The 15198-nt window shown below is 38.0% G+C and carries 14 protein-coding genes and 1 tRNA gene; 11 read left to right on the forward strand and 4 right to left on the reverse strand.

Features of this window, described 5'->3' with window-relative positions; genetic code table 11:
- Both ABXH34_RS12960 and ABXH34_RS12965 read left to right on the forward strand, forming a co-directional pair.
- A partial coding sequence (locus ABXH34_RS12960) for a bifunctional ornithine acetyltransferase/N-acetylglutamate synthase (RefSeq protein WP_353572308.1) occupies nt 1-456 on the forward strand: 456 nt, incomplete at its 5' end.
- A 117-nt stretch (nt 457-573) separates the two neighbouring features.
- Entirely contained in the window at nt 574-1623 is a 1050-nt protein-coding gene (locus ABXH34_RS12965; protein ID WP_353572309.1) for a sugar ABC transporter substrate-binding protein, read from the forward strand.
- 111 nt (nt 1624-1734) lie between these two features.
- On the opposite strand, the gene leuD is transcribed toward ABXH34_RS12965, so the two are convergent.
- Complete coding sequence (gene leuD / locus ABXH34_RS12970; protein WP_353572310.1) at nt 1735-2373, reverse strand: 3-isopropylmalate dehydratase small subunit; 639 nt, start codon at nt 2371-2373, stop codon at nt 1735-1737.
- A gap of 488 nt (nt 2374-2861) precedes the next feature.
- On the opposite strand from leuD, the gene ABXH34_RS12975 reads away from it, so the two are divergent.
- From ABXH34_RS12975 to lnt, 4 genes are all read left to right on the forward strand, one after another.
- Nucleotides 2862-2938, forward strand: a tRNA-Met gene (locus ABXH34_RS12975).
- 46 nt (nt 2939-2984) lie between these two features.
- Nucleotides 2985-3380: a VOC family protein gene (locus ABXH34_RS12980; RefSeq protein ID WP_353572311.1), complete on the forward strand. Its 396-nt coding sequence runs from the start codon at nt 2985-2987 to the stop codon at nt 3378-3380.
- A 141-nt stretch (nt 3381-3521) separates the two neighbouring features.
- Nucleotides 3522-4352: an adenosylmethionine decarboxylase gene (speD, locus tag ABXH34_RS12985; RefSeq protein WP_502710414.1), complete on the forward strand. Its 831-nt coding sequence runs from the start codon at nt 3522-3524 to the stop codon at nt 4350-4352.
- Nucleotides 4353-4560: 208 nt separating this feature from the next.
- On the forward strand, nt 4561-6048 hold the full coding sequence (gene lnt / locus ABXH34_RS12990) for an apolipoprotein N-acyltransferase (RefSeq protein ID WP_353572312.1): 1488 nt from the start codon (nt 4561-4563) through the stop codon (nt 6046-6048).
- A 73-nt stretch (nt 6049-6121) separates the two neighbouring features.
- Here the strand turns inward: lnt and acpS are convergent, their stop codons facing one another.
- Nucleotides 6122-6496: a holo-ACP synthase gene (gene acpS, locus ABXH34_RS12995; protein WP_353572313.1), complete on the reverse strand. Its 375-nt coding sequence runs from the start codon at nt 6494-6496 to the stop codon at nt 6122-6124.
- 75 nt (nt 6497-6571) lie between these two features.
- Nucleotides 6572-8584: a P-type ATPase actuator domain-containing protein gene (locus ABXH34_RS13000; RefSeq protein ID WP_353572314.1), complete on the reverse strand. Its 2013-nt coding sequence runs from the start codon at nt 8582-8584 to the stop codon at nt 6572-6574.
- Nucleotides 8585-8867: 283 nt separating this feature from the next.
- Here ABXH34_RS13000 and ABXH34_RS13005 point away from each other — a divergent pair, with 283 nt between their 5' ends.
- The 4 genes from ABXH34_RS13005 (at nt 8868) to ABXH34_RS13020 (ending at nt 12022) form a co-directional block, all read left to right on the forward strand.
- Entirely contained in the window at nt 8868-10415 is a 1548-nt protein-coding gene (locus ABXH34_RS13005) for a protein kinase domain-containing protein (RefSeq protein WP_353572315.1), read from the forward strand.
- Nucleotides 10416-10423: 8 nt separating this feature from the next.
- Nucleotides 10424-10831 carry a VanZ family protein gene (locus ABXH34_RS13010; protein WP_353572316.1) on the forward strand — a complete coding sequence of 136 codons (408 nt, stop codon included), beginning with the start codon at nt 10424-10426 and terminating at the stop codon, nt 10829-10831.
- Between the two features lie 241 nt (nt 10832-11072).
- Nucleotides 11073-11390 (forward strand): (2Fe-2S) ferredoxin domain-containing protein, encoded by a 318-nt coding sequence (locus ABXH34_RS13015; RefSeq protein WP_353572317.1) that lies wholly within the window; start codon nt 11073-11075, stop codon nt 11388-11390.
- On the forward strand, nt 11390-12022 hold the full coding sequence (locus tag ABXH34_RS13020; protein ID WP_353572318.1) for an alpha/beta hydrolase: 633 nt from the start codon (nt 11390-11392) through the stop codon (nt 12020-12022). The genes ABXH34_RS13015 and ABXH34_RS13020 overlap by 1 nt, the downstream gene beginning before the upstream one ends.
- A 106-nt stretch (nt 12023-12128) precedes the next feature.
- Here the strand turns inward: ABXH34_RS13020 and ABXH34_RS13025 are convergent, their stop codons facing one another.
- A complete protein-coding gene (locus ABXH34_RS13025; RefSeq protein ID WP_353572319.1) occupies nt 12129-13865 on the reverse strand; it encodes a hypothetical protein in 1737 nt (578 codons plus the stop codon).
- Nucleotides 13866-14250: 385 nt separating this feature from the next.
- Between ABXH34_RS13025 and ABXH34_RS13030 the strand changes: the two genes are divergently transcribed.
- On the forward strand, nt 14251-15198 hold a 948-nt coding region (locus ABXH34_RS13030), incomplete at its 3' end, for an NAD(P)/FAD-dependent oxidoreductase (protein ID WP_353572320.1).

Genomic DNA, 15198 nt, shown 5'->3' on the forward strand with positions numbered 1-15198 from the left:
GCATTGGCTGAAGCGGTAACTGAGGTATGTATTCAACTTGCTCAGGCCATTATCAAAGATGGGGAAGGTGCAACGAAATTTATCAGTATTGAGGTTTCAGAAGGCTCAAATGAACAAGAATGTTTAGATGTGGCCTATACGATTGCCCATTCTCCATTGGTAAAAACCGCATTTTATGCCAGTGATGCCAATTGGGGACGAATTTTGGCCGCAGTAGGTCGGGCAGGATTACAAAACTTTGATATTGCAAAAATTAAAATTTATTTAGGTTCTGTATGTGTTGTTGAACAAGGTGGAGTCGCGGCTAGTTATACTGAAGAACAAGGACAAGCTGTGATGTCACAATCAGAAATCAGCATCCGAGTTGAATTAGGTCGTGGCCAAGCACAAGCAACGGTTTGGACATGTGATTTATCCTACGATTATGTTCGAATTAATGCCGAATACAGAACGTAAGTCGGTTATCGTTTTTCAATATTGATTATTTAAAAGCTTGATAATTATTAAATCAGGTTTAGATTAGATGTAGCATTGTTTTATTTTAACCATAGTGTACAACAACAGGAGAACATAATGCGTACATTACAGTCGCTGTTACTCAGTATTTTATACTTATTTTCACTGACGGGTTATGCCGTTGAAACTAAAACCATTGGTGTGCTTTATTGGTCTATGAATATCCCCGGCCAAGTAGCAATGCGCAAAGGTTTAGAAGCTGAAGCAGAAAAAATTAATCAACAAGCTGAACAAAATAATTTACCTACAATTACACTTATTCCTCATGTGGCAGGTGATGGCGATGAAGGTACTGAACGACAAATCATCCAAATGCGAGAACTTATTGCTCAAAAAGTAGATGCAATTATTGCCCAACCATCTGATAATGCAGCACTTGCTTACCCATTGGTCGAAGCGAATAAAGCCAATATTCCTGTGATTGCTTATGACCAATATATTAAAAAAGGCGAATTAACCGCTTATGTCACGTCTAATAATTACCAAGCTGGTTATTTAGATGGTGAGTATGTTGCCGCTAATTTTGATGCCGATTACGAAATCCAATTAGTCATTGTTGAATATCCACTGGTTTCTTCAACTGTGCAACGGGTCAATGGATTTATAGATGCCTTGGATGAGTATTCTCAAGCTTATGATATTTTAAAAACTTATGAAGCTGTTGAACCTATTTCAGGTAAAAAAGCGGGTCAGCAAATTTTGCAAGATTTTCCCGAGAAAGGCAGTATTGATGTGATTTTTACAGTCAATGATGGTGGTGGTTTAAGCGTCGTTGATGAATTAGCAAAAGCACAACGAACTGAAATTTTTGTTGCAACGATTGATGGTGATCCAAAGTCAGTTGAAAATATTAAACAAAAACGTTTGACTCGGATTGATTCTGCGCAATTTTGTGGGCCTTTAGGTGCGGAAGCGTTGAAATTAACTTATGCACTATTGACGGGTAATAATATTCCTGAACATTCTGAAGTGCCTGTATTTCCAATTACACAGGAGACTTTAGATATTTATCCAGGTTGGATGGGGCCTATTCCTGATAAATTTGCTAAACCATGGGTAAGTAATGAAGCTGAATGGCGCGGTGAGATGAGTATTATTGATGAATAGTTTGGACGATTAATCCAAAATAAAGGGGTTGGCAAATAACATGACCAACCCTAAAAGCGCGTATTCTGCTGCAATAATGAAGTTGAATATGGGCTTTTTTATTTTATGAGCTTACTGATTTAACCAAGGATAAGATTGCTGATATTTTGATTCAAAAGCTTGGATTTCAGTTGCATGTTGTAATGTTAAACCAATATCATCCAAACCTTCTAACAAGCATGTTTTTCTAAACTCATCCACTTCAAAGCTGATTTTTTCACCCTCTGGTGTAGAAATCGTTTGTGATGGCAAATCTACAGTGAGTTGATAGCCTTCAGTCGCTTCGGTCGCTTTGATTAATTGATCCACTGTCGCTTCGTCTAAAACGATGGGTAAAATACCATTTTTGAAACAGTTGTTAAAAAATATGTCAGCGAAACTAGGCGCAACAATAACACGGAAGCCATAATCTTCTAAAGCCCATGGTGCGTGCTCACGGCTTGAACCACAACCAAAGTTTTGGCGTGTTAATAAAATTTGGCTACCAGCATAACATGCTTGATTCAGGATGAAATCTTTATTTAATGGACGGTTGGTGCAATCCATTCCGGGTTCACCATGATCCATATACCGCCATTCATCAAACAAATAAGGGCCAAAACCCGTACGGCTGATAGATTTTAAAAACTGTTTAGGAATAATCGCATCCGTATCTACGTTCGCTCTATCTAAAGGGGCTGCTAAGCCAGTCAAAGTTGTAAATGCTTGCATAATCTCTTTTCAATTAATTAGTTTTCAATGGGCAATTATGGCACAAGTGCATTGATAACACAGGATGTTATTTTACTTTTATGCCTTAATATTTTTATAAAATGAGTGAGTTAAACCTTGTCTAAGTTTCTCGTTTTTCTCAATGGGAAACGTTATTCATTTTAGCAATAAATTGTAACACTTTTTGAATTCTCAATTATCTAGTTTGTCTGTATTTTTAGAGCTATCTATTGCTGTTTGAGTCATTTTGCTGCTTGCTTAGAGGTCAAACTGGCTAATTGATTTAAATTGGTTAATGATTATGGCTAATCAAGATATGTTGTAGAGTAGAAAGCGTTTATTTTTGAGCAAATCAACTCATTTCTAACGACAGAGTTTTAATCTGTATAATAAAAATTTCAAAATTAGGATAAAAACAGGTTTTTTTTCATTTTAAGGCTTGACTTTTAAATCGTAAAATAGCAAAATACAAACCCTCTCAAGTCAATGGCCATGTAGCTCAATCGGTTAGAGCGCAGCACTCATAATGCTGAGGTTGGTGGTTCGATTCCACCCATAGCCACCATTTCTTTATCCCTTGATAACATATCCTTTAGTCAGGGAACGCATTGATGACAAAACCTAATCCTACTCTTGGTATGCACCACGTTGCTTTAAACGTTTCTGATGTTAAAGCCTGTGAGCATTTTTATGTAGACCTCGTCGGAATGGCTATTGAATGGCGACCCGATCCTGATAACATTTATTTAACTTCTGGATCAGATAATGTAGCAATTCATAAGGCTGCCGAAGACTTAACTGATAAAAATCAGCATTTAGACCATATTGGCTTTATTATCGAGTCTATTGACCAAGTTAACTTGTGGCATGACTATTTAGTTGATAATGGGGTAAAAATAAAAAAAGCACCTCGTACCCACCGTGATGGTGCACATAGTTTTTACTGCTATGACCCCGATGGTAATCTTGTACAGTTTATCTATCATCCTCCATTAGTAAAAGCGTAAAGTCATAAACATTTGATACAATAGTGACTAAGAAAAAACGCTACATTTGCATTGCCATGGATGACATGGTGATGCAAATATTGAATATCCACAGCTGGGTGTATAAGCAACTAAATTATGCACTTTCTTTAGGATAAAGCCATGCCTGAAAATCCTCCAAAACCAAAAAAACCTAAAGATATGAAAATCCAATTAGAGGGTTTTAATAACTTAACCAAATCGCTAAGCTTTAATATTTATGATATTTGCTATGCGAAAACAGATAAACATACACAACGGTATATCGAATATATCGATGAAATGTATGATGCTGAAAGACTGACCCAAATTTTAACCCGTGTTGCTGATATTATTGGGGCGAATATCTTAAATATTGCGCGTCAAGACTATGATCCGCAAGGTGCTAGTGTGACTATTCTTATTTCTGAAGAACCAGTTTCATCTGAAATATTGTCTAATACCATGGCCCCAGGCCCTTTACCTGATGTAATTGTGGCTCATTTGGATAAAAGCCATTTGACGGTACATACTTATCCTGAAAGCCATCCTGATAATGGGATTAGCACTTTTCGAGCGGATATTGATGTATCGACCTGTGGACGAATTTCTCCATTGAAAGCATTGAATTATCTCATTCATTGTTTTGATTCGGATATTGTGACAATGGATTATCGTATACGTGGTTTTACGCGCGATAAAAAAGGTAAAAAGCACTATATCGATCATAAGATCAACTCGATTCAAAATTATATTTCTAAAGATACTAAAGATAAGTATCAAATGATTGACGTGAATGTGTACCAAGAAAATATTTTTCACACTAAAATGATGCTGAATGAGTTTGATCTGGATAATTATTTATTCGATGAGATATCAACAGACTTTACCAAAGCCGAACGTGAAAAGGTTAAAAAGCAAGTGCAACGCGAAATATTAGAAATATTCTATTCACAAAATTTGTGTAAACTATAGGTATTGAAACAGAGGGCATGATTTTATATAAAAAGCCCCCTTAAATCCAGAATATAGCTAATGAGTAAAATATTACCTAAAGCTAATTAAGCCAGCTCAACTTATTAAAAACCGTGATTATTTGCAGATTAACAATGACTGCAGATAATCTTCGAAAACATGAGCTCACCATTTATAGCAACTCAGCCTTTTATATTTTTTCCAATCCATGCAAAAACCTTATTTCCTCGATTTTATCGCATTTTTATCAGGCTGTGCCATACCGCTGGCCTTTGCGCCAATTAGCTGGTTTTGGGTCAGCATTATCTCTTTAGCTGCCTTATTCATTCTCGTCCAAAATGTGAGTACAAAACGGGCATGGTGGCGTGGTTATGCCTTTGGCTTGGGCATGTTTGGAGTCGGTGTTTCTTGGGTGGGCTTGAGCTTTTATCAATTCAGTGATTTACCGCTGATTGGCACAATAACAATTACCATCTTATTTATTCTATATCTTGCATTATTTCCTGCATTAGCTATATGGCTACTCAATCGATATTTTTCTAAATTTTCCCTGCCTGTGGCTTTATTGATTGTTCCCAGCTTATGGGTTATCACAGAATGGATTCGAGGCTGGCTATTTACGGGCTTTCCTTGGCTCTACATTGGTTACAGTCAAATCGATTCCCCATTAGCAGGTTTTGCTCCGATTCTGGGTATTTATAGTTTAAATTGGCTCACCGCTTTAACCGCAAGTCTGTTAGCTTATGTGTATTTAAATCGAAAACATTGGATTTTGCTGAGTGCAATATTAGTGACTGTCTGGGGTTCGGGCGCATATCTGAAAACAATTGAATGGACGCAGCCAATTGATGAGCCGATTGATGTGGTTTTAATTCAGGGCAATGTACCACAAGCACTGAAATGGGCAGAAATTGATTACAGTCTTCGTTTATATTTTTCCTTGACCCAGCGTGATCTCAATGCAGATTTAATTATTTGGCCTGAAACCGCGATGCCCTTATTTTATGATGATGCAAAACCTTATTTAGAACGCCTGAAACAAAATCACCAAAAACATGGTACTGAATTCATGACGGGTATTATCGTGCAGGAAAGCGAGTTTAGATATTACAATGCCATTATTGGCCTAAGTGATACCGAGACATTTTATTATAAATATCATCTTGTCCCATTTGGTGAATATATCCCGTTAAGTCAATATGTTGGTATGGTGCTAAACTTTTTTAATGTCCCGATGTCTGAATTTTCCAGAGGTGACTATCAACAACAATACTTACAGGCAGTTAACCAAACTATTGGCGCGTCGATTTGTTATGAAAGTGCTTTTTCTGAACAGATTTTACAAAGTGTACCTAAAGCCAGTTTATTGGTAAATGTGAGCAATGATTCATGGTTTGGTCATTCGCTTGCACCGCATCAGCATTTAGAAATTGCTAGAATGCGAGCTTTAGAAACAGGGCGTTATTTACTGCGTTCGACCAATACAGGGATTTCAGCCATTATTAATCATCAAGGCCAAATCACCGCTCAAGCACCACAGTTTGAAGTGTATAACTTACGGGCGATGGCTCAGCCTTATCAAGGTGCAACACCTTATGTTCAATGGGGTGCAAAATGGGTTTTATGGCTAGTTTTTAGTTTATTGTTGGTGGGGATTTTTATTTATTATCAAATAGATGAAAAGCAGAAAACTTGAAGTTACGGGGCATACAGTCGTTGAAGAATCAGGAAAGAAAATGGATGTACCCCTGTTCTTTCCCACAAAAAGTTTATTTTTCTAAAACAACCATACCTACAGCCATATCCATATCGTGTGAAATACTGACGTGGATATTTTGCACTTCTAATTCAGCTAAAATTTGTTGGGCGCGACCACAGACTTTGATATACGGTGCGCCACTTTCTCGATTAAATACCTGAATATCATGAAAACCGACTTTATACATGCCTGTCCCAATGGCTTTCATAAACGCTTCTTTCACTGCAAAACGTCCCGCATAACGGGAAACAGGTAAGCGATAACGCTGACATAATGTAATTTCTTCATCCGTCAAAATGCGTTGTAAAAACTTATCGCCCAATTTGTCCACACTGTTTTGAATGCGGATTTGACTACTAATATCTACACCGATACCGACAATCATTGTTTTCTGTTAATTCCGTAAGGCTTTGATAATTTGTGTAACACTGAGTGTTGCGAGTCTCATGATTAAAACAGTTTATTGATTTTCATTGCGTTTTTCTTGTTGCTTCATAATTTCCTCCAATGGAATCATCAATAAAGGCAAAGAAGCATTACCAATCGCCAAACCGAACGCCAACATTTTAATCAACATGGCCGCAGTCACGCTCAAAGTAAAGAAGAAACCACCAAGTACACTAATTGCCGTAGGACTGACAGTTAAAACCAAAGAGGTAAATAAATTTTTAGATAAACGTTCTGATAAATCAAACAATTGTGGGAACTGCTCAATTTGACTGTCCATTAACATAATTTGGGCTTTATCGTGCATCACTGTTGAAATATTACGCACTGACGTTGAAATATAAGCCGCTTTCATTGCATCAATATCTCTTAAACCATCACCGACATAACATACTTTACGACCTTTTTGCTGTAATTCCTCTACAACATCAACTTTATCAGCTAGATTTGCATCATAAAAATAATCTTCAATCTCATAGCGTTGACTAATATGACGGGTTGTAGCTTGATCTTCTTCTGAAATCAATACCACTTGTTCCAAATGATCTAAAGTTTTGGTAAATTCTTCAGCCTGAATATTAAGCTGGGCTTCAAGCTCAATTGCACCAATCATTTTGCCGTTTAAAGCAATAAAGACAATGGCATAATTCGGTACTTCGCAGAAATCAATTAATTGATAAGCAGAACGAGACAATTTGATTTTTTCTTGCTTCATCGCAGCCAAGTTACCAATAACGAGTTCATTCTGTTGCCATTGAATCACTAACCCATGCCGTGTGTGATAAATAGCTTCTTCAATATCAGGAGCAGTTAAACCACGTTGCTGAATTGCCTCTTTAATAAATTGTATCGCTGGCGAGGTAATGCCCTGACCTGCTAAAGCAGCATAACCGAGGATTTCTTCTTGGCTATGACGGCCTTCGATAATAACTTTTTTAATATCAAGGAATTGAATAAAACTTACCATATCCACTACAACCGTATCCACATTACGCATATTTTCTAAAGCAATGCCTTCTTTAACCAGCATCCCTTTGTAATGGGCAATTTCAATAAAACTCAATGTACCTAATGGCGTTACGGCGCGTAAACGATTACCAAATTTCCCTGTTAATACCACTAATCCACGATAAGGGCCAACGGTGAGCACAGCCAAACCATATAAACTTAAAAATAACAATGCGATTTGGTCAGCCCATTTATCGCCACGTAATTGTGTATTTTGTACACGGCTTCGAGCATCTTGGCTGACCAATTCAGCAATTTGCATCAAAGTTCGGTCTTTGCCCACCCGTTCAGCCCTTACATGAATTGTGCCTTGTATCACTCGTGTACCTGCAACCACTTGCTGGCCGATTTCACGAATTAAAGGCTGTTCACGACCTGTGACCGCATGTTGGTCAACCACCGCTTCACCTTTTATCACAAAGCCATCAACCGCAATCACATCGCCACGATTGATAATCACTACATCGCCTTGACTGACATAAGCAGTTGGAATTTCTATTTCTAAACCTTGACGTAAAACCCAAATGGTTGGTGGTATATAGTTGAACGCACGGGTGAAGGTGTTTTTTGAATAGTCATTAATATTGGCAATCACACGGCTACCAAAATAATAAAACCAGAATGTTAAGGCCACTGCAAAAAATTGATTTAATGCCACGCCAGCCACAGTGAACAAACCAAGTAAGGCATCATTACCTAATTTGCCATGACCGAATAATAATTTTTCAGTCCGCTTAAACACAGGAATATTAAGATAGCTAATCACGCCAATATTGATAATGGTGGCAACAGGAAAAAACAGGCTGACAATAGACAAAGTCATGCTAGTTAGGCTTAAATTATAAAAACGGTCGGCTTCTTTTTGAGACAAATCCAGTGATTTTAAGTCTTGCTTAGATTCTTGCTGAATTGCCGCTGCTTCATTAATTGGGCGTGGCTTGGCCTTTTTGGATTGGACAAATTCATATACCCGATACCCAACATAAGTCCCTGTTAAAACGCCAACACTAATTAACATAATGCCCCCGAGCCTGCAGCTTGTTTAAGTCTATATTGTGTCATTTTACTTGATGTTTTTCAAAGAACATTTTTTATTTATTTCTATAAATTAAGTTCTAATCATGTTCGATTTAAATCCATTATTTAGTCTAATTCTGATAAATATTGCAAACATAGATTTATCCTGACAGCATTCTTAGGTAAAATAGCACAACAGAAATGGATTGACCGTACTATACTTGGTAATCAAAAAGTAGTAGCCATTTATAAACCATCACTAAAGCATAGGGATTTTACCTGCCTTGGACGATTTAGAGCACCGCAACAGTCTCCCTAAAGGCTTTCAATTAAATGAATACCGAATTGAATCTATTCTCGGTAAGCCGGGCGGCTTTGGCATTACATATTTAGCAACAGACACCAATTTAGAGCAGCATGTTGCAATTAAAGAATATTTACCTAGCGATTTTGCAATCCGCGAAGGCGTAAGCACTGTTTATGTCAAATCTAGCTCAGATGCTGAATCTTTCCACTGGGGTTTAAAGTGTTTTACTGACGAAGCAAGGGTTCTTGCCCGTTTTTCTCATCCCAATATTGTGAGCGTACTACGTTTCTTTCAAGAAAACGGCACAGCCTACATGGTGATGGAATATCAAGAAGGTGAGTGTTTAACCGAACGTCTAAAACGCGGCATTATTCCAGAAGAAGAATTATTATCCATTGTTCTACCTTTATTAGATGGCTTAGAACAAATTCATGAAGCGGGTTTTCTGCACCGTGATATTAAACCGAATAATATTTATATCCGCAAAGATAATACACCTGTATTGTTAGATTTTGGTTCAGCACGTTATGCGATTGGCCAAATCAGCCGCAGCGTCACTAGCATTGTCAGTCCGGGCTATGCGCCATTAGAACAGTATGATAATGAAGCAGAAGAGCAAGGCCCTTGGACAGATATTTATGCTTTAGGGGCTGTGATGTATTTTGCAGTGAGTGGGGAAGCCCCACCACCTGCCACCCGTCGGGTGATGAAAGACCCCATGCAAGCGGCAGCGAAAATTGGTAAAGGGCGTTATCGACGTAGTTTATTGAGTGCGATTGATTGGGCTTTAGAGCTTAATGAAGATCGGCGACCACGGACAGTTTCTCAATGGCGTGATCGTTTAATCGCAGAGCCGCCATTATCGGTACAAATGCCTGACCATTTACAAACATTGGGTATTACAAGGCCTTCACTTTGGGCACGGAGTTTATGTTCTTTTGCCGCCATTGGCAGTTTTGTTTTATTGTTACTGCTCGCGGGCTTAGGTATTGCTTTTACCAATCAAAATCAAGAACTCAAAAAGCAGGAGCACGCAGCACAAGTGGCCAAACGGCAATTAGTAGAAGAAACAGCGACACTAGGCCAGCTCAATATTGATTTGGAGAAAGAATTAGTTGAAGAACAAAAACGTTGGATGAATAATCAGCGGATTCTGAATAAGCTTAAGCACTTTGAGCCAGAAGTCGTTGGAGCATTGATTGATAAACAAAGTATTAGAGATAAATTAGGCTTGCCTCTGTATGTTGACATCATCAATATTTCTGCTAATGATAAAGATGGCGGCTTAGTTGTACGCGAGTTTCCTGGTTCGACTCATAAGCGTTTGGGTGTGATACCAACAAATACTGATTGTGTTTCTTATACTCGAAAATCACGTTTGCAAGATAGTTCGTGGTGGCTTTATTTAGAATACAATGACACGGTCAAAGGCTGGGTTAATTCAAATTATATTAAGCTAGACATTGATGGCATTTGTGATGAAGCGGCCATTCGTCGTGCAACAGAGCAACAGGCTGAGCAATAAGGTTTTTTATGAATATTCGCGTAACTGTTTTGTATGTATTACTGATTTTTATCATTATCATGTTAGCTAATTTTGGGATGTTACCTCCTATTTCACTTTTGCTGCTCAAACTCCCTTACAGTGACAAAATACTCCATTTTTTACTGATTGGTGGTCTTGCCTTTATGGTGAATTATTCGCTGAAATGTAGCGCGTGGCATATTGGAAACTGGCCAATTTTAAAAGGTAGTGTCTTTGTCGCTATCGTGATTACGCTAGAAGAATGTTCCCAGTATTTTCAAGTCAACCGCTCATTTGATTTGATTGATTTAGCTGCCAATTATGCGGGCATTATTGCATTTAGTTTTCTGTCTTTGGGCGTGAATTATTTTAGTAACAGAACGGAAGAGATGGCAATAGTCACTGATTCCGAATGATAAAATCAAAATATAGTCAATTCTATCTTGAGTGTTAGGACTACCAGTCCTGTATCATCTTAAAATAAAATGACTATACAAGACATACAGAATTTATTCTGCTTAAATAAAACACATTTTTAGATTCCTAATCAATACTAGAGTAGCTCAATTCACCACTTTTACGGTCAGCCTTTGAAATCATGTATGTTTTTTTAAATAGTGACTCATATCTAAGGTTTTTAAGCGAAGTAACACAACTATGACAGACTCATTTTATAAATATCACGTCTTTTTTTGTACTAACCAACGTGCAGAAGGTGAATCCTGTTGCCAAGATCATCATGCGTTGGAATTGCGTAATTATATGAAGCAACGAACAAAAGAGTTAAATTTAATTCGTCAAGGTGTGCGTGCAAATACCGCGGGCTGCTTAAATCGTTGTAAAAAAGGCCCTGTGTTAGTGATTTATCCTGAAGCAATTTGGTATACATTTAAAAACGAAGCGGATATTGATGAAATCATTTCAGAACATTTACAAAATGGCCGCATTGTTGAACGTTTAAGAGTGGAAAACTAATGCCAGCTTGTCAAGAACAAAAGCTTTTAATTCAAGGTGCTGTCGGCCAATTAGAAATTATGGTCAATTGCCCGAAAGATAATCCGCAGCCAGAACGTTACGCTATTGTATGTCATCCCAATCCAACCCATGGTGGTGCGATGACTAATAAAGTGGTGTACATGATTGGCAGCACACTGAATTCTATGGGTGTCGGTGTGGTGAAATTTAACTTTCGTGGTGTGGGCAAAAGCGAAGGCAGTTTTGACAATGGTGACGGGGAACGTGATGATTTACGCGCGGTGGCCAAATGGGTGCGAGATATTTATGCACCGACAGAATTATGGCTAGGCGGTTTTTCATTCGGTAGCTTTGTGTCATTGCGTACTCATCATGATTTAAATGTCAGCCGTTTATTACTAGTTGCTCCACCAGTTCAGCGCTTTGATTTTTCGGTGTCTGATGCACATGTGAGCGATGTACCAACCTTGGTGATTCAGGGCGGTCAAGATGAAGTGGTTTCACCTGAAGAAGTTAAGAAATGGATTGAAACCCAAACTCCTCGACCTAAATTAGTCTGGATGGAAGATTCAGGGCATTTTTTCCATGCTAAATTAAATGATTTACGTGAAGAAATTTTGCAACATTTTTAATACTAAGGAGAGGCTGCTCTGTTCTTAATCATAAAAGCTATTTTTATATCAGAACAGAGGTTTTCAACCTTTTAAATTTAAAAGTAAAAGACGGATTGCAATTCGATTAGACACTAATCAATAAGCTGAAAATCAATACCCTATCATCATCTTGTACCGTGTAATCCAATACAGTTTCAGAACTCAGATTGATACTTGGATTAACCACTTGTCCCGCATCCAATTGCTGAGAACTAAACCCATCCAATGGCAGTAACACATAATTAGCCCCTGACAAATTAATAGAAAAGCTGCCTTCTATGTTATAAATCACTTGCTCGATGCCAGAAACTGCATACAACAGCCCAATCAATATTTCGGGATATAAAACAGTAGGATAGATATTTTGAGTGCTACCATCATCATACACCACCCGACCTTCTCGAATTGCTCGTACCGTTTTATCATTACGCTGTGGCAATTGAATCCCTGCTCGCTGATTTCGACTAAAAGACTTTTGCACAATATAATCAAACATCACAAAACTACGGCGATAAGCTTGTGTATCTTCATCAAAATAGCGTAATAGTATTTCCCCATTTTTACCTATTTTAATAGAGCCTTGTTCACCAACCAATTGTTCTAAAGCCGTGAAATCTTTGGGAGCGGGTAACATAGAAAAGGCCTGTTTTTGGCTGGTCACAAACTCTAAACTATTATTATTGCCCAGATTCAAACCTATTTGTTCATGCTCCGCCTTTTGAATAATATGTCGTGCATCTGGAAACATTGCGTACTCAATATCAAGCCCGTTTTGTTGACCTTGAGCAGAAACAATACCGCCTTCATTCTGAAATAACTGTAAATATGAGAATTCATTTTGTGCCAACAATTCGTTTAAATCATCTAAAACACTATCATCAGCATCACTAGTGTCACCACCCAAAGCAAAATGGGTATTTAAATCAGGTACATCATAAGGTAGCTGTGTTTTATCAGAGATAGTCCTGTCTAAATGCAGCGCTTTAAAAGTTAAAGATGCCCCCGTAGGTGCAGACAATTTCCCTGTCACAGCATCAATTTGCCAATTTTCAGGTAACAAATATTCAACTTCTGTTGGTACAACTTGTTTTGCATCTAAGTTAGTTAAAATACTGGCGATAGTGCGTGAAGGAATGCGTTTAATTTCCCTTTTATCTAAGGTTTCTAAATGCTTTGCTCTGAACATCTGAATAATTGAAGGTGTAAAACCCGTCATACTTTGAGCATTTAAATAGCCTAAGAGTTCGACAGGTAATTGACTAAACTGCTCTGTTGTAATCCCACAAATTGCACTGGCCGTAAATTGAGCAAATTGCTTAGGCGAAATCACTTGAAATGTAGCAGCTGGGAATTTTTGCACATCTAAATCATTAAATGTTGAAAACGCTTCAGCAGGCAGAGTTTTAATAAGCGTGCTATCTAATTGCTCAATATCCAACTGAGACAAACCAAATTCATCTAACTTTTTACTGACTACCGTGACATTAAATATTTGTTCGGTGCTGAGATTATCCGCACCATGATTGGTTTCTTCCACCACAATAGCAATTCTAAATGTGCCCTCAGCAGCAGGCCGCCAAGAAAACAAGCCCGTTTGGCTATTAATATTGGCACTGGGTGGCGTATAACGCAATTTAAAGTGCAGGCTATCTTTTTCAACATCAATTACTTGTGGCTGTATCACTACAGCCTGTCCAAGTACAACCATTTCATTAGTAATAGGCAGTAATCGTGGCGCGGTGTTAATCGCATAACTGAAACTTGAACAGAAGAATAAACATAGACTGATTATTTGCAGCAATGCTTTAGTTGAGTAGTGCATTGGGTATACCTTTTGGAAACTTAACTATTACGCTTATTTATAGCACTTTTAAGCTCGAAAATCGCCCTGAAATAGACTATTGGCATGATGCCATCATACTTTGAATGCAAATTGGACGCTAAAAATAGAGTTCAATGGATTTATTCAAAAAATAGGGATATGTCAGGCTAAAGACCAAAAAATCATGGTTTTATTTGTACATTAATCCACATTGAAAATAGTGTTTTTTTGTAGTGCAACTTATACTTAGCTGCTCTAACCTAGTGCAATACTCAGATATTTGAAAAGTAAAAATTGATATAAATCAAGGCTTAACAAATTGGTCTGGTTTATGCTCTCCCCCCGAAAGTGTCATCAAAATTCCTATCTTTAGGAGAAGTTTCCTGTGAAGAAAAAGCTCGTGTGCATCGGCAACGGTATGGCAGGTATGCGTACCATTGAAGAAATTCTTAAACTTGAACCAGATATGTATGAAATCAGCGTATTTGGTGAAGAGCCGCATGAAAATTACAATCGTATTTTACTTTCTCCTGTGCTTGCTGGCGAAAAAACCATTGACGATATTATTTTAAATAGCGCGGAATGGTATACAGAAAATAACATCACCTTATATAAAAGCGAAAAAATCGTTGAAATCGATCGAGTACGTAATCAAGTCAAAAGCGATAAAGGCACTGTACTTGAATACGACCGTTTATTGATTGCCACGGGTTCAACTGCGTTTATTATTCCTGTTCCGGGACATCAACTTGAAGGCGTGATTGGCTTTAGAGACATTAAAGATGTCAATACCATGTTAACCGCTGCCAAAACTGGTAAAAATGCGGTGGTCATCGGTGGTGGTTTGCTCGGTTTAGAAGCAGCGAATGGCTTACGCAAACAAGGTATGACCGTCACTGTAGTGCATTTGCTTGATTCTTTGATGGAACGCCAACTGGATAAAAGTGCTTCTAGCTTATTAAAAGGCTCGCTGGAAGACACAGGGCTAAATTTCAAAATGGAAGCCCAAACTGAGACAATCTTAGGTGAAAATGGCAAAGTCAGCGCGGTGAAATTTAAAGATGGTTCAAGCGTTGATGCGGATTTAGTGGTGATGGCGGTAGGAATTCGACCTAACATCAATTTAGCCCAGCAAGCAGGTTTACAATGTGAACGTGGGATTTTAGTTGATGATACTTTGCAAACGTATGATCCTAAAATTTATTCAATCGGCGAATGTGTACAGCATCGTGGTCAAGTTTACGGTTTAGTCGCGCCCTTATTTGAACAAGCAAAAGTCTGTGCCAATCATCTAGTCGGTTTAGGCTATTCACGTTATGAAGGTTCGGTGACT

Source organism: Candidatus Albibeggiatoa sp. nov. BB20 (assembly GCA_016744725.1).
GTDB lineage: Bacteria > Pseudomonadota > Gammaproteobacteria > Beggiatoales > Beggiatoaceae > Albibeggiatoa.